The sequence below is a fragment of the Dactylosporangium sp. NPDC051087 genome (assembly GCF_055586325.1).
This window is the reverse complement of the sequence record NZ_JBVJIJ010000014.1, coordinates 14,025-32,805: the sequence shown is the minus strand read 5'-3', so window position 1 is coordinate 32,805 and position 18,781 is coordinate 14,025. Positions and strand designations below refer to the sequence as shown.

The window sequence follows — 18,781 nt, the reverse complement described above, 5'->3', positions numbered from 1 at the left end:
GGAGAAGGCAACAGAGAAGGCGTCCGAGAAGGCGCCGACGGTGCCCGTACCGACGCCGCGGGCGATGCCGGAGAAGGCACCGGCGACCCGGTGGACGAAGAACGCGCCGGCGTCGCGGTGGACGGAGCACCCGCGGGCGCCGCCGGCAGCTTGGAGCGGCCGGGCAGCGCCGCCGTCGTGTGGTCGGGCACGGGGGTCAGCCCAGCACCGAGGGTGGCGCTTCGCTGTCGGAGCCCCATGGGTCGTCGTCCTCCTGGAGCCACGTCGTGTGGTCCTCGCCGTCTCCACCGTGACCGGCCGCACCCGGTGCGCCGCCCATCATCCCGCCGCGCAGGCCACCGGCGGCACCGCCGCGGCCGGCGCCCGCGCCGGGCACGCCGCCCCTGCCGCCGCCCGCGCCCGTGACGCCGCGGGCCGCGCCGCGGCCGGCACCCGCGCCGCCCATGCCCATGCCCGGCATCATGCCGCCCATGCCGCCGCCCATGCCGCCCGCGCCGGGGCCGCGGCCGATGCCGCCCGCGCCGAGACCGCCGGCGCCGAGACCGCCCGCGCCGGGGCCGATGCCACCGACGCCGCCGCCGAGGCCACCCGCGCCGGGGCCGGCGCCGACGAGGCCGCCGCCCGCGCCGGCCAGGCCGCTGCCGGGCAGGTCGTCAGGGTCGTAGCCGCCGCCGGGGCCGCCGCCGGGGTTGGTCAGGTTCGGGTCGTTGATGCCGCCGCCGGGCGGGTCGGACATGTTGTCGAGGCTCGGCCCGCCGCCGATGCCGGCGCCGCCGCCGGGCATCTTCGTGTTCGGCATGCCACCGCCACCGCCGCCACCGCCGCCACCGGGCAGGTCGGTCACCGGCACGGTGGTGTCCCGCGGGTCGGTGTATCCCTGCGGGTTGCTGCCGGGGATCAGCGCCATCGTGTTGACGTGCTGCTTCGCCAGCGCGTGGTAGGCGTCCTTGGCCTTGTCGTCCTGGCTGGAGATCCAGTCCCGCAGCTTGTTCGACGCCCAGTCCCACGTGAAGAACTCGCGGGCCTCGTCGAACCACTTGTTGCCGTACACCGGCAGCAGGTACTGGTAGATGGCGTTCGGGCCCCACGTGTCGGAGATCATGCCGTGGTCGATGTAGCCCTGCTTGGCCGCCATCACCTCGGCGATCATGTCGTCCGGGATGGGGATCTTCGCGATCGCGCCCTCGAGGTCACCGGCGGCCATGTCCAGGTAGTGCGGCAGGCTGGTGTGCTCGTCGATGATCGTCTGGATGGTGGTCACCATCGACGTGATGTGGGTGCGGTACGCGTCGCCGCCGGCGCCCTTCCAGATCTCCAGGTCCTTGCCGACCGCCTTCAGGACGCGCTCGACCTCGCTGAGGCGGGTCAGCAGCGCGCTCCACTCGCCCGAGGCCTGCTTGATGCGGGCGGGGCTGCCGGGGATGACGACCATCGCGATGACGTCCTCCCAGGAGGGGTCGCCCTCGTTGGCGTACGAGTCGCCGAACCAGCCGCCGTCCTGGACCGCCGCGGGCTTGGTGTACGTCGAGTCGCCGATGTCGCCGGGGTTGGTTCCGTCGCCGCTCATGTCCTACGCCACCGTCGTGTCGGAGCCCGGGTTGTACCCGGGTGCGTCGAACGAGGCGGGCGCCTGCGTCGTCGTGCCGTGCGTCGTGATGGTGTGCGGGTCCTGCGCGACCGGGTCCGTCTCGTTGCGGTTGTCCACCGCCGTCTGGTCCACCGGCACGTACGTGCCCGCGTCGAGGAGCTTCTTGATGTCGGCCATGCCGGCCTGGTTGCGCTCCTCGGCGGTGCGGTAGTTCTTCGCGATCTGCTCCGTCGGCCCGACCATCTTGCCGAGGTGCTTCGCGAGCTCGTGCAGCGACGTGTTCACCGACTTGTATGCGTTGTCGGCCTTCGCCGCGATGCCGAACGCGCTGTAGAAGCCGCCGAAGGGCGTCGCCTGCCCGTTGAGCTTCATGTCGACGCTGTCCATGTCGAGCCCGGACATGTCCAGGTGCTCGCGGATGTTCGTCATCTGCCCGATGCAGTAGGTCTCGACGTACCCCTGCAGCTCCTTGAGCAACGCGGGCAGCTTGTCGATCTGCTCGACATTGACTTCGGAGTCCTTGGGCAGGGCGGGTGGCTCCCCCATGGCGGCCTTTCCTCTCCTCGGCGCGGACCGCGCCAACCGCGGGCCGGGCTACCGGCCCGTGACACGGGACCGGCGTGGCACCGGAAGTGCCACGCCGATCCGAAACAGCGACGCCGTCGTGGCTAACGACTACCAGACCTGAGCGTTGTTCATCTCGGTCGTGATGTAGTTGGCCCGGGCGATGCCCACGGCCCCACCGATCTCGTTGAGCAGGTTGTTCATGTCCTTGACGGCGGCGTCCCACTTCGCCTGGTGCGCGTTGTAGGCGTCGCGGTCCTGGCCGTCCCAGGTCAGGTTCTGCAGCCGCATGCGCAGCGTGTCGAGCTCGGTGTCGATCGTCTTGGAGATGCCCTGGATGGTCTGCGAAGCAGTCTCCATCTGGGCGTAGTTCGTCTGGAAGTACGACATCCCTATCCCTGCCTCTCAGGCCGTCAGTAGTTGAGCGAGTTGCCGTACTTGTTCATCATCGCGGCCTGCTGCTCCTCGTTGGCCTGGTGCGTGTTGGCACCCTTGTCGAGGAGGTCGGCGATGTCGCTCAGCGCGGTGAGCAGCTTCGTCGAGTCCTGGTCCCAGCGCGTCATGACCTGCGCGAAACCGGACGAGGCCTCACCCTTCCAGGCGGCGACGAGATCATCGATCGCGCCCCGCAGATCCGTCAGCTTGCCGCTGACGGTGCCGTGCGTGGCACGGACATCCTTCGCGGCAGCGTGCATGGTCGCTGCATCGACTCTCGTCGGCTGCGTCACGCCAATTCACCCCTTCTCAGTCCGTCCCGCGGGACAAGGCACTTGGAAAAGCCCCCGTACGGTGGCACCGCGGTCATCGACGATGGTGTCTCTAATGCGACGGTATCGGAGTCCGGCAAGTTTGCGCAGCCCTGAACCGCCAACATCATGGCACAGGATCGATCCATGCGGTCTGGACGAGCTGCCTGCCGTCGCTCCTGCGCACGAGCGTACCGCGCCCCGGCGGCTGCGGGCTGGGGCGCAGATCACCGAACAGCGGCCCCTCCTCGCGGCTGCCGGACATCAGGAAACCGGGTGCGTCCAGCTCCCGCAGCCGCTGGATGACCGGCTCGTACAGGGCGCGGGAAGCACCGCCGACGCGCCTGGTCAGGATGAGGTGCAGGCCCACGTCCCGGGCCTGCGGCAGCAGCTCCATCAGCTGGGTCAGCGGGTTGTTGCCCGGCAGCGCGACCAGGTCGTAGTCATCGACGAGGATGTACAGGTCGGGGCCTCGCCACCAGCTGCGGTTGCGCAACTGCTCGGCGGTCACGTCGGGGCCCGGGAGGCGGTCGGTGATGGCGCCCTTGATGTTCGGCATCATCTCGTTCAGGGCCGAATGAGACGGCGCGTAGTCCAGCAGGTACTCGCGGTCCACGACGCCGAGCAGCCCGCGCCGGAAGTCGGCGATGAACAGCCGCGCCTCGTGCGGCGTCTTCGTCTCGATGATGCTGCGCGCGATGAGGCGCAGCAGCCCGGTCTTGCCGGACTCGGCGTCGCCGAGGATCAGCAGGTGCGGCTCGGTGGCGAAGTCCACGTGCACCGGGGCCAGGTGCGTCTCGTTGATGCCGATCGGGATGCCGGGGCGGGCCGGTCGCTGCTCGACCAGCTTCGCCAGCTCCACCCTGGGCAGCATCTTGGGCAGCAGCCGTACCGGCGGCGCGGGCTGGAACGGCCACGCCTCCCGGACCTGGCGGACCAGGTCGGCGGCCCCGGCCGCGAGGTCCTCGACGCCGTCGCCGCCCTCGATGCGCGGCAGCGCGGCGAGGAAGTGCAGCTTGTCGTGGGTCAGGCCGCGCCCGGGCGTCCCCGCCGGCACGTTGACCGCCGCGCGCCGGTCGATCTCCGACTCGGTCGGGTCGCCGAGCCGCAGCTCGATGCGGGTGCCGAGCAGGTCGCGCAGGTTGGTGCGGATCTCGCCCCACCGGTTGGCGGCGAGCACGACGTGGATGCCGAAGCCGAGGCCGCGCGCCGCGAGTGACCTGATGCGCTCCTCGAGCTCCTCGTAGTGCTCGCGGATCGCGCTCCAGCCGTCGACGACGAGGAACACGTCGCCGAACGGGTCGTCGGTGACCTCGCCGGCGTTGCGGGCCCGCCGGTACGTGGCGATCGAGTCGACGGCGAGCTCGGTGAAGCGCGCCTCCCGCTCGTCCAGCAGCGCGGTGACCTCGGCGACGGTGCGCCGGACCGCCTCGCCCTCGCGCCGGCCGGCGACGCCGCTGACGTGCGGCAGGCCGGCCAGGGAGCGCAGCGCGCCGCCGCCGAAGTCGAGGCAGAAGAACTGCACCTGCCACGGGCTGTGGGTCAGGGCCAGGGAGCTGATGAGGGTGCGCAGTGCGGTGCTCTTGCCCGACTGCGGGCCGCCGACGAGCACGACGTTGCCGGCGGCGCCGTCGAGCTCGACGACGAGCGGGTCGCGGCGCTGCTCGAACGGCCGGTCGACCAGGCCGATCGGGGCGGTGAGCCGGCCGGTGCCGGGCCAGCCGGTGGCGACCAGGCCGCGGCGCTCGTCGACGGTCAGCGCGCCGAGCAGCTCGCCGAGGGTGGCGGGCTCGCCGAGCGGCGGCAGCCACACCTGGTGCGCGGGAGCGCCCCGGCCGCGCAGCTTGCCGACGATGACGTCGAGCATGCTCTCGCCGCGGCCGGACTCCTCCGGCTCCTCCTGCGGCTCCTCGACCGGCAGCACCGGCACCGGGATGTGCTGGGTGCCGTAGGGGACGATCTGCATCCGTACCGTCGCCTGCGACCGCGGCACGAGACCGGCCTGGCGGTAGGTGCCGGACACGTACGCCGCCCGGAACCGCGTCATCGTGGTCGTGTCGGTCTTCAGGTAGCCGTGCCCGGGCGCGCTGGGCAGCTCGTAGGCGTCGGGCACGCCGAGCACGACGCGGCTCTCCACAGCGGAGAAGGTGCGCAGGCCGACCCGGTAGGACAGGTGCGTGTCCAGGCCGCGCAGCCGGCCCTCCTCGAGGCGCTGGCTGGCCAGCAGCAGGTGCACGCCGAGGGACCGGCCGAGCCGGCCGATCATCACGAACAGGTCGATGAACTCGGCCTTCGCGGCGAGCAGCTCGCTGAACTCGTCGCAGATGATGAGCAGGCTCGGCAGCGGCGCCAGCTGCTCGCCGGCGAGGCGCGCCTTCTCGTATTCGAAGCGTGACACGTAGTTGCCGGCGGCGCGCAGCAGCTCCTGCCGGCGGACCATCTCGCCGTTGAGCGCGGCCTGCATGCGGTCGACCAGCGGCAGCTCGTCGGACAGGTTGGTGATGACGGCACTGGTGTGCGGCAGCACGTCCAGCGACGCGAACGTGGCGCCGCCCTTGAAGTCGACGAGGACGAAGTTGAGGTCCTCCGACGAGTGCGTGATGGCGAGCGACACGACGATGGTGCGCAGCAGCTCGCTCTTGCCGGAGCCGGTCGCGCCGATGATGAGCCCGTGCGGGCCCATGCCGTCCTGCGCGGACTCCTTGAAGTCGAGGTCGACCGGCTGCCCGTCGGGACCGACGCCGATCGGCACCCGCAGCTTCTCCCGGTTGGGCCGGGGCCGCCAGGTCAGCAGCGGGTCGACGGCGGCGGCGTCACCGATGCCGAGCAGGTCCGGCAGCTCGATGCTGCGCGCCAGCGGCTCCTCCGACGTCGTCTGCTGCGACAGCCGGAACGGCGCGAGCTGCCGGGCGAGGCCTTCGGCGGCGATGACGCTGACCCGGTCCGGCCTGCCGAGCGGCGTGACCTTCTTGCCCTGGTCGGCGGCGATGCCGTCGGCGGTCACCTGCAGCGACAGCAGCCACCGCCCGGAGTCACGCGGGACCGTGCCGGACAGGTCGACGACGGTGGTGCCGTGCAGGCCGATGCCGAGCAGCTGGCACGTCGGGGCGACCTCGCCGCCGTCGACGACGACCACCAGATGCGGTGCCGTCGTCAGCGGCCGCAGCTCGGGCCCGAAGCGTGACCGGCTGTGCAGCTCGTCCTCGAGCACGGCCTCGAGGTCCGTCATCGAGTCGAACATCAGGCGCACCGCGCCGGCCGCGTCGGTCTGCCGGTCGTGCTGGGCGTGCGGCAGCCACTTGACCCACTCCCACTCCCCCCGCCGCTCGGGCGCGGCGACGACGGCGATCTTCACGTCGTCGGGCGAGTGCAGCGTCGCGAGCTGGCACACCATCGACCGGACCAGATCCGTCACGACGGGCCGGTCACCGCGCGGCACGATCCGGCTGAACGACCGCGCCGACACCGCGATCGGCAGGTCCGGCACCGTCTGCCGGGCCCGGATGAAGCGCCGCAACGCGATCGCCGTCATCGGCTCCAGGTCCTCGACCGGCTTCGTCTCCGGCGGGATGATCGCGACGGCGAGCCGTTGCGCGCCGAGCGCGATGCGGACCTGCCCGAAGTCGTCGTCGGTGGCGCGCCGCTCCCACCGGCGCTTCGACGCCGCGACGGACCACAGCACGTCCGGCGCCGGGTGCTGCCACAGCAGCGCCGCCCGCTGCTGCGCCGCCGCCCGCCGGGCCTGCCGCCGCACCTGCGCGAGGTAGCGCATGTAGTCGCGGCGCTCCGCGTCGAGCTCGGCCTTCGAGTCGCCGCCGCCGGCGTTCATCGACCCGATCGCCATGCCGATCATCGACACGCCGAAGAGACCACCGACGATCCACATCATCGGACCCGCGCCGCGGCCGCCGCCCGTGTACAGGAAAGCCATCGCGCCGACGCCGCAGATCATCGGCAGGATCATCAGCAGCTGCCCGAAGCCCTTCGGCAGCCGCTCCGGAAGCTCCGGGGGCGACTCCAGCAGCAGCTCGCCACGGGGCAGCTGTGGCCCTGGACGGCGGGGCGGCCTTCGGAAGACGACGGTGCTCACAGGTCTCCTCCTGCGCGGCGCGACGCCGGGGGATCCGCCTGGAGGGGCAGGCGGGGCACCGCGCTTTGCGGCCATCGTATGTAGTCTGCCCAGGACGCGATGACCCGCAGCTGCATCGGCGGGCGTCAGGGCGCTCGATCGAAGGGATCTGTGACGTGGCCACTACGACCGGCGGCGGGATGAGCCGGGTGACGATCGTCGCACCGAAGACCCGGGTCGACCTCGCGCTGCCCTCGGACGTGCCACTGGCGGACCTGCTGCCGACCGTGCTGCGGTATGCCGGTGACGGCCTCGCCGACGACCCCGCCGGCCGCGACGGGTGGGTCCTGTCCCGCCTCGGCGGCGCGCCCCTGGCGATCGACCGGTCCCCGATGCAGCTCGACGTCGAGGACGGCGAGATGCTGTATCTGCGCCCCCGCGGCGACGAGTTCACCGAGCCGATCTTCGACGACGTCGTCGACGCGGTCGCGACGTCCACCCAGGACCGCGCCGGCCGCTGGCGACCCGCGTCGACCCGCCGCTTCGGCCTGACCGTCGGCGTGTCGACGCTGATCATCGGTGCCGTCATGGTCCTGTTCTCCGGCCCGCCGCAGCTGCCCGCCGGCCTCGTCGGTCTCGGTGTCGCGGCGTTGCTGCTGGCCGCCGCGGCCGTGCTGTCCCGCGTCCTGCGCAACAGCCGCACCGGCGTCGTCTTCGGGGTGGTCGCGCTGGCCTACGCGGGCGTCGGCGGGCTGCTGCTCCTCGCCGGCGACCACCGCCTCACCGACCTCAGCGCGGCCAACGTGCTCGTCGCCGGGACCGCCGTGCTGCTCGCCTCCGCGGTCGCCACCGTGGGCGTCGCCTCCGCCGTGGCCGTGTTCCTCGGCACCAGCATGACCGCGGTGGCCCTGTGCGCCGCCGCGCTGGTCTGCATGATCTGGGACGCGTCCCCGGCCGCCGCCGCGGCGGTCGTCGCCGCCTTCACCTTCTCGACGCTGCCGCTCATGCCGATGCTGTCGTACCGCATGGCCGGCCTGCCCATCCCGTCCGTGCCGACCGACGCCGCCGACATCCGCACCGACAGCGAGATGGTGTCGAGCCGGCAGGTCCTCGCCCTCAGCGAGCGCGCCGACGAGATCCTCGCCGGCATGCTCGGCGCCCTGGCCGTCATCGGCGGGCTCGCGTCGCTGACCCTCGCCTGGGACGGCGGCGTGCCCGGCGCCTCGCTCGCCGCGGTGTTCGGTCTGGTGATGGTCGCCCGCGCCCGCTGGTTCATCAGCCGCCGCCAGCGCATCCCGCTGCTCGTGTCGGGTCTCGCCGCGCTCGGCGTGGTCGCGGTCGGCGCCTACGCGGCCGCCGACCAGGTGCTGCGGCTCGCGGTCGGGGTGACGGCCACCCTCGCGGTCGCCGCGGGCGTCATCGCGTATGCGGTCGTCGGCGCCGACAAGCGTCGCTCCCCGATGTGGGGCCGCACCCTCGACATCTTCGAGACGATCCTCATCCTGGGCATCATCCCGCTGGCGTTCTGGGTCAGCGGCCTGTACGGCTGGATCCGCACGATCCGCGAGGGCTGACCGCACCACGCGCCGGGCGGGTGTCCGCGCCAGGCGGCAACGGCCGGCCGCCGCGTGGATCGGAATCCCCGGTGCCGGTCACCAGCGACGGTGCGGCGCCGGAAAACGTCCGGTCGCCGCTCCGAGCGGGCTGGTCACCGCGTTCGGCGGTGAGGCCGCTGACCTCCGCGAGTGCCATGTCGGGCCGGATCAGGCGACCGGCCGCAGCACGAGCCGGGACACGCGTTGCCGGGCACCAGCAACAGAGCGGCGCCCGGAAACCTCCGGACGCCGCCCCGAACGGGCTGGTCAGTTGGCCGGCGCGGGCGGCGGCGGGACGGTGCCGCCGAGCACCGCGGGCGGGGCGCTCTCGTCGTCGCCCCACACCATGTCGTCCTCGGTGAGCCAGGTGTCGTGCTGCTCTTCCTCGTCGCCGTCGGCGTTGCCGCGGGCGGCCGGACCACCGGCGCCGCGCTGCTGGCCGAACAGGCCGTCACGGCCGCCGGTGCCCATCCGGGCAGGGTTGCCCGCGCCGGGGCCGCGCTCGCCGCCCCCGCGGGCGCCCGCCGTGCGGCCGGTGCTCTCCCGCATGTTGCCGGGGGTGGTCCGCTGGCCGGTCGTGCCGGCGTCACCGCCGCGGCCGGATCCCGGCTGGCCGATGAGACCGCCGGCCGGAACGCTGCTCGCAAGGCTCGTGCTGATGCCGATGCCGGGGCCACCGCCGCCGCCGAGCGTGACGAGCTGCCCGGCGAGGGCCGTGCCCGCGACGAGGGCGCCCGCGCCGACGACGCCGGTCTCGGCGCCGAGCAGTGACGTGCCGGTCGGCTCCTGCGTGGTCTGGGTCTGCGTCGGGTCGCCGCCGGTGCCGGTGGCCGGTCCGGTCGACACCGCGACGACGGACGCGGTGGTGGCGAGCTTGCCGTTGCCCGCCGCGTGGGTGCCGGGGCCGTTGCCCGGGGACGAGACGTGCGGGCCGCCCTGCGGGTTGGCGTCGGAGCCCGGGTCGCCGCCCGGCAGGCCGATCGGCGGCGGCAGCGGCTCCACGACCGCGGAGTTGCTGACCGCGTAGTCGGCGGCGAGGTTGGCCATCACCGCCACCATCGCCTGCTGGGCTTCCTTCTTCTGCTGCTCGTCGCGCTGGTGCCCGAGATAGCCACCGATGAGCGCGCCCGGCAGGCCGCCGATGGCGGCACCGCCCGCCGCGCCGCCCCACATGCTGTCGTTGTCGTCGGTCTCCTCGGGGCTGTCGGCCTTCTTCTGCGCGGTGCGCAGCGCGCCGCCGAACGAGGTCAGCGACTTATTCACGGTGCTCTGGTCGTCGGCGAGGCCGTCGGAGTAGCCGCTCACGACGCCGAGGCGGTGCCGATACTCCGTGCCGGCGTCGCCGGCCCAGTCGAGCTTCAGCAGGTCCTTGTCGATCTCGCCGGCGATGTGCCGGGCGGTCGTCTCGGCGGAGTGCCAGTCGGCGGACACGCCCTCGACCTGGTCCGGCTTGCCGGCCATGAGCTGGTCGTAGAGCTCACGGTGGCTCTTGCCCGCGTAGTGCGCCGTGTACTCATTGCTCATTGGTCGGGCCCTCCAGCTTGAGGGTCACGTCGCCCAGCGCCTTGCGGATCTCGGCCTGGCTGGCCGCGTTGCGCGACTCGGTGGTCGTGTAGTTGCGGATGATGCTGTCCGTCGCGCTCTGCGCCGCCTCGATCGCGGAGACCAGCCGGTTGGCGCGCTGCACGTGTTGCGTGTGCACGCGGTTGTAGGCGGCGAGGGTGGTGTTCGCGTCCTGGAAGGTGCCCAGCGCGGGCTTGCTCATCGAGTTGAGCTTCTGCACCAGCGCCTTGGCGTCGGTCAACCGGCTGTCGAGCCGGCTCCGGAACTCCTCAAGAGTGAGGAGGTCGACTCTGTTCGTGCCGTCGCCCATCAGATCCCCGTCTCGGTCCTTGTCTTCGACGTCCTCGTCTTCGCTGCCGCTGAAGTCAGGCTACTGGGTCGATACCAGTGAAATCGACCCTATCCGATCGACGCCGCCGCCGCGTGCCCCGGCCGGACGGCCCGGACCGGCGCCCCGACCGGGACGAGGACGGGCTCGACGGGGTCTTCGAGGGCGGTGGTGACGACGGCGCCTTGGACGGCGGGGGTGCCGCGGACGGCGCCTTGGAAGCGGGCGCCGGCGTCGCCGGAGCGACGAACTTGCGGGCCACCTCGGGGTCGAGCGCCGGGCCGCGCGGCACCAGCGCCAGCAGGCTCGACGGCACCCCGACGGGCGTGACGCCCTCGTAGCCGAGCGCCGCCTGCGCCTTCACCTCGCCGGTGTCCTGCAACGGATACCGGATGCCCTGGTCGGTGATGAGATACACGGTGCCGGTCGCCTGCGCGTCCGCGCCGGGCAGCGCCTGGGCGAGGGCGCCGTGCCCCTCGGGCAGCGTGACCTGGTCGGCGGTCGTGCCGGTGCGCAGCGCGGCGCGGTCCGGGTCGAGCGTCAGCTGCTCCGCGCCGGGCCCGAACAGCGACAGCGCGGGCGTCTGCCGCCCGCCGGCCACGGCCGCGTCGAACCGCGCGCACATCGTCGTGCCGGTCGTGTCGGCCTTGACCGGCGGCTTCGCCTGCGGGAGGCCTTCGGGCTCGACCGGCGCCGTGCCGAGCGCCTGGGCGGCCTGCGTCGCGGAGATCTCGACCGCGTCCTTGCCGTTGGCCAGCAGCAGCGCCGCGGAGACCGCGCCGATCGTCGCCAGGCCGGTGCGGGTCAGGACGTAGTACTGCTGGCCCGATTTGTAGACGGCGCCGACCTCGGCGGTCGCGCCCGCGACCTTCTTCGTGCTCGGCTGGCCGGCGCCGGGCAGCTTCAGCGCCGCCAGGTCGGGACCGGACGTGACCGCGTCCAGCAGCGCCTTGTCGATCTGCATCGGCGTGATCGACGCGAGCTCCAGGGCCGTCAGCGTGGTCCGCTCGGAGATCCGCAGCCGGTGGTCGTGCCACAGCAGGTACAGCGGCAGCTCGTTGCTCGTCGACGTGGACACCAGCAGCGCCTCCTCACCCAGCGGCACGCCGCCGGACGGGGTGCGGCCGATGACGAGCTGCGTCGCCGCGGCCCCGGCGCCGGTGACCTTCACGCCGCACACGTTCCACGGCAGGCCGACGAGGTTGCCCTTCGGCGGCGGCGGGTCGGGCGCGTCACGGATCCCGACCGGCGGGCCGACGGGCAGGTTGACCAGCGACTTGTGCGACATGGTCCGCACCTTGGGGCTGGGGTTGCCGACGATGAGCCGGGCGGAGGTGAAGTTGAGCACGGGGTGCAGGCGGCCCTCGATGTACACGTACCGGGCGCCGCTCTCCCGCTCGATCACGATGTCGTTCTCGGCGGGCTTGCCCCCGGACGGGTTGATGAAGCCGTAGACACCGACGACGGCGAGCACGATCATGCCGACGAGCAGGCTGCCGAACAGCGACATCCCGAGCCGCCGCACGGGCAGCTCGTTGCTCTCCGGCTCGCCGGACAGCATCGCCGAGACGATCCGGCGCGTGACGAACCGGTACGCCCGCACCTGTTCGTATCGCGCGACCATGCTTGGCGCCTCCCGTGCCGCTCACCGAGTGCCGTGCCACTTCACCGAGTGGCGATCGTAGCGGGTCCGCGTCGATGCCGGTGGCCGCGACCGTCACGGACAAGACGGCGCGGACCGCGCGAACCAGGCGCCGCCCGTACACTGTGGGCGCCTCGCGCGGAGGGAGCTCGGGAACAGGTGACATCGGCAACGGCTCAGGGCAGGCCACCCGTGCCCATCCCCGGTCCCGTCCCAGGCGGCCGGCCCGCCCCGGCGCGACGGCTGCGGCCCGCCCAGGGCGGCCCCGGCGAGTTCGGCACGGCCCAGCTGGTCGCGATCGAGGTCGCCGCCGTCGCGGTCGGCGCGGCCACGTTCGCCGGCACTCCCGTCGCGATCGGCGCCGGTGCCGCGGTCGCCGCGGGCGCGCTCGCGGTCGGCCTGAGCCGCTCCGACGGGCGGTGGGCGTATCAGACCCTCGGCCTGCGCGCCGCCATGCGCCGCCGCCGCAACGCCGGTGCCTCGGCGCTCCCCGCTCCGGGTTTCCGCGTGTACGGGTACGACGACCGCGGCACCGACCTGGGCATCGGCCAGGACCGCGACGGGTGGTTCATCGCGATCGCCGTCGGTGGCGCCGACGAGATCCTCGGCGAGCGGCGGCCCGCGCTGCGTCTCGACCGGCTCCTGCGGCTGCTCGACGAGGGCACCGCCCGCCCGTCGGCGCTGCAGCTGGTGAGTCTGCGGACCGTCGCGCCCGCCGGCGGTCCAGCGCCCAACAGTCCCGCCGCGAGCTCCTACCGTGAGCTGCTGGCCCTGACCACCGGCCGGCAGACCGGCCCCGCCGCGCATCTCACGTGGGTCGCGGCCCGGCTCGACGCGGCCGACGCGATCGAGGCCGCGGCCGACCGGGGCGGCGGCGTCGACGGCGTGCACCGGGCCCTCGCCGCGATGGCCGGCCGGCTCGGCAAGGCCCTCAACACCGCCGGCGTCACCTACCAGATCCTCGACCCGACCGGCCTGACCGCCGCCGTGCACGCCGCGTGCGGTCTGGACGCGCTGCCCGCCGGGGCACCCGTCACCGCCCGTGAGCGCTGGCAGGGGTGGCTCGCCGCGGGCCGCCAGCACGTCGCGTTCGAGGTCGAGCAGTGGCCGGCGCCGTTCGACCCGGCCGCGGTACAGGCGCTGATGCGCATCCCGGCGGAGCATCTCGTCGTGTCGGCGGTCGCCGCCCGCCGGGGCGCCGACGTGGGCCTGCGGACCGTCGTTCGGGTCATGGCCGCCCCGGAGCGGCTCGCCGCCGCGGTCGGCACCGTCCGCGAGTACACGAAGACCCTCGGTGTCCGGCTGCGGCCGATGCACGGCCTGCACCAGCCCGCCGTCTACGCGTCGGCGCCGACCGGCGGGGGCACCCCGTGAGGCGGCGGCCCGGCCTGGAGTTCACCGGCGACCAGGGCCTCGTCGGCGGGGTCTCGCTCGGCACCGAGCCCGGCGGGATCATCCTCGGCTTCGACCAGCAGCAGAGCCCGGTGACCCTGCAGCTGTTCCGCGCCCAGCCGACGCGGGTGCTGCTGATCGACCGCGGCTGGGTCGAGCGGCTGCTGATGCTGCGGGCCCTGGCGATCGGCGCCCGGGTCGTGGTGCACACGCCCGACGAGCCGCTGTGGTCCGGTTTCGGCGAGTCGGTCACCGGCCGGCAGGACCTGTTCCACGCGGCGCCGCCGTACCAGACGGTCGAGCTCCCCGGCACGGTCACCAACCCGGTGCTGTTCGTGGCCGAACGGCACCCGTTGAGCGTGCCGGACCTCGGCCCGTGGCAGGCGCTGCTGACGGTCGCCGGCTGGTTCGGTGAGTACGTGGCGCAGTCGCTGTTCGAGGCCGACGTCGTGATCCTGCGCCGGCTGACCGAGCGGCAGCTCGCGGCCGCGGCGACGCTCATGCGCCTCGACGCGATGCAGGCCGCGACGCTGCAGGCCACCCCACCCGACGGGCTCGTCGTCTACGAGGCCGGGACGTGGCGGTATCTGCGGCTCGCGACGACCCAGATCGAGCAGCAGCTCTTCGGAGGTCCGCAGTGAGGCGCCTTGCCCTGGCCGTCCTGGTCGCCGCCTGTGCCGTGCCCATGGTCGGGGTCACGCCCGCGTCGGCCGAGACGATGCGGGACCGGCAGTGGTATCTGCGGACCCTCGACGTCGCCGGCGCGCAGAAGATCACCGCCGGCGACGGTGTCGTGGTCGCCGTCCTGGACACCGGCGTCGGCACCCACCCCGACCTCGACGGCCAGATCCTCGACGGCACGTCGTTCATCGGCGAGCCGGGCTCCTTCCGCACCGACAACGACGGCCACGGCTCGGCGATGGCGGGCGTCATCGCGGCCAAGGGCGGCAACGCCGACCACCTGCTCGGCATCGCCCCCAAGGCGAAGATCCTGCCGGTGCGCATCTCCGCGAGCGGCTCCGGGATGGGCCCGACGAACATCCCCGAGGGCATCCGCTGGGCCGTCGACCACGGCGCCAAAGTGATCAATATCTCGATGGGCGGCACCGTCATCGACCGCACCGCCGAGGACGCGGTCCGCTACGCCCTGGACCACGACGTCGTCGTCATCGCCGGCAGTGGCAACGTCTCGGAGTTCCCCGCCGGCAGCGGCGTCATCGCCCCGGCCCGCATCCCGGGCGTCGTTGCCGTCTCCGCCGTCGACCGCGAGGGCAAGTTCTGGGACGGCGCGATCCGCGGCCCGGAGGTCGTGCTGACCGCCCCCGGCGTGGCGGTCCCGCTGGTCTCCGCCTCCGGCGGCGGCCGCACCGTCGGCTACTACCCGACGGCCAACGGCACCAGCGCGGCGACCGCCGTCGTCTCGGGCGCCGCCGCCCTGATCCGCGCCAAGTACCCGCAGCTGCCGGTCAACGACGTGATCCAGCGCCTGATCGCCACCGCCGACGACGCCGGCCCGCCCGGCCGCGACCCCGACTACGGCTACGGCCGCCTCAACCTGGTGAAGGCGCTGACCGCGGACGTGCCGCCGGTCGCCGCGAACCCCCTGGCCGCGTCCGCGTCCGCCGCCCCCGGCCCGGCCGCCGAGGACGGCACCAACCTCTTCGTCGTGCTCGCCGCCGTCGCCGGCTCCGTCGTCCTGCTGGTCGTCGTCGTCGGAGCCTGGCTCCTCGTCCGCCGCCGCAGGTGACGCCGCCCCGCCACGGGATCGCGTGAGCGACGCGGACCGGAGCGGGCCGTGCCGGTCAGGTCTGGTGGACGACGGCGTGGCCGGTGTCGACGTTGACGGTGATGGTGCGCGGGGAGGACGGGTCGCGGGTGACGTCCACGTCGGACAGGCCCCGGTCGCTGCGGACCGCGTACGAGGCGCCGCCCGGCACGCGGACGTCGACCTCGCCGGTGGCGACGGTGGCGACGACGCTGGTGGGCGAGGTGGTGTGGCGCAGCTCGATGCGACCGGAGTCGACGACCACGCGGTAGGAGGCGCCGCGCAGGCCTGAGCCGTTGACCTCGCCGGTGTCGACGGTCGCGGTCGTGTCGCCGGACAGGTCGCGCAGGGTGAGTTCGCCGGTGTCGACGGTGATGTCGGTGCGGGTCGCGGCCGGCACGGTCACGGTGAGCGTCACCTCGCAGCGGCGGCAGCCGGTCGACGCCAGCTCCAGCCGGCCCGCCTCCGTGCGGTGCGCGGTGACCGGCGCGGTGCCGCCGCTCGGCCAGCGGTGCCGCTCGACGACCGTGACGGGCCCCTCGCCGGACTTCACGGTCACGTTCATCGCGTCGCCGGTGACGACGAGACGCGTCACCGGCTCCTCGACGGTGTACTGCCGCGACGTGGTCTCCCGCGGGCCGAACCCGCAGCCGGTGACCGACGCCAGCAGCAGCACCGCGACGACGGTGGGAACAGCACGCATCGTGGTCCTCCCGAGGACGGCCGGGGATGGCCGGTCCTCAGCCTCCCCCGGATCGGCGGGCGGCACATGCGGGTTCCTCACTGAGCCTGCACTGAACCCGGCCCCTTAGGGGTTCAGGTTGAGCAGCGCCCGGTAGTACGGCACGAACAGGTCCGCGCCCTTGGCCTCGGCGGTCTCCGCGGCGCCGAGCAGGCCGAAGCCGGGGCCCCAGCCGGCGCCGTGCTTCGGGCCGAGCGGGAGCACCAGCATGTCCGGCGCCGGCGCGTGGGTGACGAGGTCGCCGCCGGTCAGCTCGGCGCGGATGTTGGCGGCGACGACGTCGGCGTGGGCGTGCGCGAGGCGGGCCATCTTCAGCTCCGGCACGTCGGTGACGTCGCCGACCGCCCACTGGCCGGGCCGCCCCACGACCCGCAGGTGCGCGTCCACGGGCAGGGGCGGGCGGGACCTCGTACCGTGGCAGCGGAACCAGATGTCGGCGTCGATGCCGTCGACGCTGAACCCGCCGACGCGCCCCGGATCCGCCGGCGGCGCGGGCACGCGGGTGCCGAGCAGCAGCCGGACCCCGAGCTCGTCCAGCTGCCGGCGCACCTCCGCACGGAACTCGTCCGGGAAGCGGCCCGGCAGCAGCACCGGCGACGGGTCCGCCACGGTGACGCGCTTCGCCGGCCAGGCGGCGGCGATCTCGCCCGCGAACTCCAGGCCGACCGGTCCGGCGCCGAGCAGCAGCACCCGGTCGGCCGCGGCCAGCTGCTCGTGGGTGGCCCGCAGGCGCTCCTTGGCGGTGCCGCTGTCGTCGATGTCGAGTTTCGCCGGGTACGGGTAGCCGACGCCCGTCGCGACGACGACATGGTCGCCGGTCAGCACGGTCCCGCCGGCGAGCTCGACGCTGGTGCCCTCGACCCGCACCGCCCGGTCCCGCAGGATCTTCCCGTTGGTCAGGAGGTGGTCGTACGGCAGGAAGACCCGCTCGACCCAGCCGGGGTCGACGACGGCGCGCAGGGCCGCCACGTGATGGACGAACGTGTCACGGGGTTCGACGACGGTCACCTCGGCGACGTCGTCGAGCGCTTTGGCGACGGTGCTGCCGCCGTACCCGCCGCCGACGACGAGCACGGTCCTCTGGTCGTGTGTGGTCATGCCGCCACCGTCGTCCCGGAGCCGCCGGGCAGGGAGTCCGAGCCGAGGCTGGTAGCGGCGGGGACACGATCGGCGGGGCGCCGCGCGGTACCGTCGGACCGTGAGCGACAACGAGCTCGGGGCGCTGCTGCGCTCCCGCCGGGAGGCCCTCGACCCGGCGGCCGTGGGCCTGCCGACCGGCCCCCGGCGCCGGACCCCGGGACTGCGCCGCTCCGAGGTCGCCGCGCTCGCCGGCGTCAGCGTCGAATACGTGATCCGCCTCGAGCAGGGCCGTGACCGCCGCCCGTCGCCGCAGGTCCTGGCCGCGCTCGCCGACGCGCTGCGGCTCACCCCGGCCGAGCGCACCCACCTGCTGATCCTGACGAAGGCCGCCGACGGCGGCTTCCGCTGCCGCGCCGCGGCCACCCCCGGGCGCACCGTCCGCGCCGGGACGCGGGCGCTGCTGGACCGGCTCGAGCCCGCACCCGCCGTGCTGCTCAACCGGCTCGGCGAGATCCTCGCCCACACGCCCGCGTTCACGCTCCTGGCCGCCGCGACGGGCCTGCTGGACGGTGACCCGCCGTCGTGGCCGCGGTTCGTGTTCACCGACCCGCGGGCGCGCACGGTGTTCCCCGACTGGGAGCACGTCGCCGACGAGCAGGTCGCGGCCCTCAAACAGGGTCCGTTCCGGCTGGACGGCGCCGTGGCCGGGCTCGCCGACGAGCTGACCCTCACCGCGGGCACCTCGTTCGGCCACCGCGCGGCGACGCTGCCGGGCCTGCCGCTCGCGCACGGGGTGCTGCGGCTGGCGCACCCCGTCGAGGGGGAACTGCGGCTGGCGTACGAGACCCTGGACCTGCCCGCCGACGACGACCAGCGGCTCGTCGTCTACCTGCCGGCCGACGCCGCGGCGACCGCCGCCCTGGACCGGGTCATCGGCCGCCACCCCCGCGCCCTGCGCGCCGTCCCCGCCTGAGCCCCGCGGCTCCGGACGGTCAGAGGAAGTCCCGCCAGAAGGCCACCGTCGCCTCCGGGTTCCAGCGCTGATCGGTCCTGTCCATACCCGGGCCGCCGAACTCCTGATGGATGTAGTCGACCAGGTCCGTGCCGTAGTAGATGATGTCGGTCTGCCAGACCGACAGGACCGGATGCCCGGCGGTGCCGCGCCCCGCGGGCAGGAAGCGGTGCGCGTAGACGGGCACCAGTCGGGGCACCTGCGCCAGCCTCAGCCGCGCCGTCTCCACGGCCGTGTCGAGGTCGGCCGGCCGGTCACCCCAGGTGTCGTGCCACGCCGCTTTGTGCTCCACATCGAAGAGCACCCCTTCCACCGGCCATTCCAGCTGCTTCCGAACGGCGTCGGGGTCGTCGGAGCGCCAGTCCGGCCACGGCATCTCCCACGCGTGGGACACGCCCTCCTCCGGCTCGTACGGCACGTTCACCGGCAGCCCGGCCGCGAGCAAGGCCCGATGGTCGTCGGCGAACTCGAATCCGTGCGTCTGCTCGATGCGGTCGAACTCCGCATCCGTCAGGCCTGGCGCGATCGCACAGGCCCCGGTCTGCGCCAGTCGCCGCGCCGCCTCCACACCCAGCCGGGCACCATCACCGATGATCACGCTTGGACGATAACGCCTTGCAACCCGCCGCACAGCTCGTTGTCACGCGACGCCGCGCTGGTGGACGGGCCCGGAGGCCGCACCGACGTCGTTGTCG

General features: G+C 73.7%; 16 protein-coding genes. 5 read left to right on the top strand and 11 right to left on the bottom strand.

The window, feature by feature from the left end; genetic code table 11:
- Positions 1 to 196: 196 nt before the first annotated feature.
- The 5 genes from ACZ6TV_RS26065 to eccCa all read right to left on the bottom strand — a co-directional run bounded on the left by ACZ6TV_RS26065 (position 197) and on the right by eccCa (position 6,988).
- A complete protein-coding gene (locus tag ACZ6TV_RS26065; RefSeq protein WP_465299878.1) occupies positions 197 to 1,567 on the bottom strand; it encodes a hypothetical protein in 1,371 nt (456 codons plus the stop codon).
- Positions 1,568 to 1,570: 3 nt separating this feature from the next.
- Positions 1,571 to 2,134, bottom strand: a complete 564-nt coding sequence (locus ACZ6TV_RS26060; protein ID WP_465299877.1) for a hypothetical protein — start codon at positions 2,132 to 2,134, stop codon at positions 1,571 to 1,573.
- Between the two features lie 129 nt (positions 2,135 to 2,263).
- Entirely contained in the window at positions 2,264 to 2,542 is a 279-nt protein-coding gene (locus tag ACZ6TV_RS26055) for a WXG100 family type VII secretion target (RefSeq protein WP_465299876.1), read from the bottom strand.
- A gap of 23 nt (positions 2,543 to 2,565) precedes the next feature.
- A complete protein-coding gene (locus ACZ6TV_RS26050) occupies positions 2,566 to 2,880 on the bottom strand; it encodes a WXG100 family type VII secretion target (protein WP_465299875.1) in 315 nt (104 codons plus the stop codon).
- Between the two features lie 145 nt (positions 2,881 to 3,025).
- The gene (gene eccCa / locus ACZ6TV_RS26045) at positions 3,026 to 6,988 is read right to left on the bottom strand and encodes a type VII secretion protein EccCa (protein ID WP_465299874.1); all 3,963 of its coding nucleotides are present in this window, start codon (positions 6,986 to 6,988) and stop codon (positions 3,026 to 3,028) included.
- 155 nt (positions 6,989 to 7,143) lie between these two features.
- Between eccCa and eccD the strand changes: the two genes are divergently transcribed.
- Positions 7,144 to 8,541: a type VII secretion integral membrane protein EccD gene (gene eccD / locus ACZ6TV_RS26040; protein ID WP_465299873.1), complete on the top strand. Its 1,398-nt coding sequence runs from the start codon at positions 7,144 to 7,146 to the stop codon at positions 8,539 to 8,541.
- Between the two features lie 288 nt (positions 8,542 to 8,829).
- Here the strand turns inward: eccD and ACZ6TV_RS26035 are convergent, their stop codons facing one another.
- From ACZ6TV_RS26035 to eccB, 3 genes are read right to left on the bottom strand one after another with little or no spacing between them, the layout of a single operon-like run.
- The gene (locus ACZ6TV_RS26035) at positions 8,830 to 10,086 is read right to left on the bottom strand and encodes a hypothetical protein (RefSeq protein WP_465299872.1); all 1,257 of its coding nucleotides are present in this window, start codon (positions 10,084 to 10,086) and stop codon (positions 8,830 to 8,832) included.
- Positions 10,076 to 10,435 carry a hypothetical protein gene (locus ACZ6TV_RS26030; RefSeq protein ID WP_465299871.1) on the bottom strand — a complete coding sequence of 120 codons (360 nt, stop codon included), beginning with the start codon at positions 10,433 to 10,435 and terminating at the stop codon, positions 10,076 to 10,078. Before ACZ6TV_RS26030 ends, ACZ6TV_RS26035 begins: the two co-directional genes overlap by 11 nt.
- 55 nt (positions 10,436 to 10,490) lie before the next feature.
- On the bottom strand, positions 10,491 to 12,077 hold the full coding sequence (eccB, locus tag ACZ6TV_RS26025) for a type VII secretion protein EccB (protein WP_465299870.1): 1,587 nt from the start codon (positions 12,075 to 12,077) through the stop codon (positions 10,491 to 10,493).
- 210 nt (positions 12,078 to 12,287) lie between these two features.
- Between eccB and ACZ6TV_RS26020 the strand changes: the two genes are divergently transcribed.
- From ACZ6TV_RS26020 to ACZ6TV_RS26010, 3 genes are read left to right on the top strand one after another with little or no spacing between them, the layout of a single operon-like run.
- The gene (locus ACZ6TV_RS26020) at positions 12,288 to 13,469 is read left to right on the top strand and encodes a type VII secretion protein EccE (RefSeq protein WP_465299869.1); all 1,182 of its coding nucleotides are present in this window, start codon (positions 12,288 to 12,290) and stop codon (positions 13,467 to 13,469) included.
- Positions 13,466 to 14,128, top strand: a complete 663-nt coding sequence (locus ACZ6TV_RS26015) for a hypothetical protein (protein WP_465299868.1) — start codon at positions 13,466 to 13,468, stop codon at positions 14,126 to 14,128. Before ACZ6TV_RS26020 ends, ACZ6TV_RS26015 begins: the two co-directional genes overlap by 4 nt.
- On the top strand, positions 14,125 to 15,234 hold the full coding sequence (locus ACZ6TV_RS26010; protein WP_465299867.1) for a S8 family serine peptidase: 1,110 nt from the start codon (positions 14,125 to 14,127) through the stop codon (positions 15,232 to 15,234). The genes ACZ6TV_RS26015 and ACZ6TV_RS26010 overlap by 4 nt, the downstream gene beginning before the upstream one ends.
- A 55-nt stretch (positions 15,235 to 15,289) precedes the next feature.
- On the opposite strand, the gene ACZ6TV_RS26005 is transcribed toward ACZ6TV_RS26010, so the two are convergent.
- Positions 15,290 to 15,955, bottom strand: coding sequence for a DUF4097 family beta strand repeat-containing protein (locus tag ACZ6TV_RS26005; RefSeq protein WP_465299866.1), 666 nt, complete (start codon positions 15,953 to 15,955; stop codon positions 15,290 to 15,292).
- 105 nt (positions 15,956 to 16,060) lie between these two features.
- Complete coding sequence (locus ACZ6TV_RS26000; RefSeq protein WP_465299865.1) at positions 16,061 to 17,092, bottom strand: FAD-dependent oxidoreductase; 1,032 nt, start codon at positions 17,090 to 17,092, stop codon at positions 16,061 to 16,063.
- A gap of 100 nt (positions 17,093 to 17,192) precedes the next feature.
- Between ACZ6TV_RS26000 and ACZ6TV_RS25995 the strand changes: the two genes are divergently transcribed.
- On the top strand, positions 17,193 to 18,047 hold the full coding sequence (locus ACZ6TV_RS25995) for an MmyB family transcriptional regulator (RefSeq protein WP_465299864.1): 855 nt from the start codon (positions 17,193 to 17,195) through the stop codon (positions 18,045 to 18,047).
- Between the two features lie 19 nt (positions 18,048 to 18,066).
- Here the strand turns inward: ACZ6TV_RS25995 and ACZ6TV_RS25990 are convergent, their stop codons facing one another.
- On the bottom strand, positions 18,067 to 18,684 hold the full coding sequence (locus ACZ6TV_RS25990; RefSeq protein WP_465299863.1) for a hypothetical protein: 618 nt from the start codon (positions 18,682 to 18,684) through the stop codon (positions 18,067 to 18,069).
- Positions 18,685 to 18,781 lie beyond the last annotated feature (97 nt).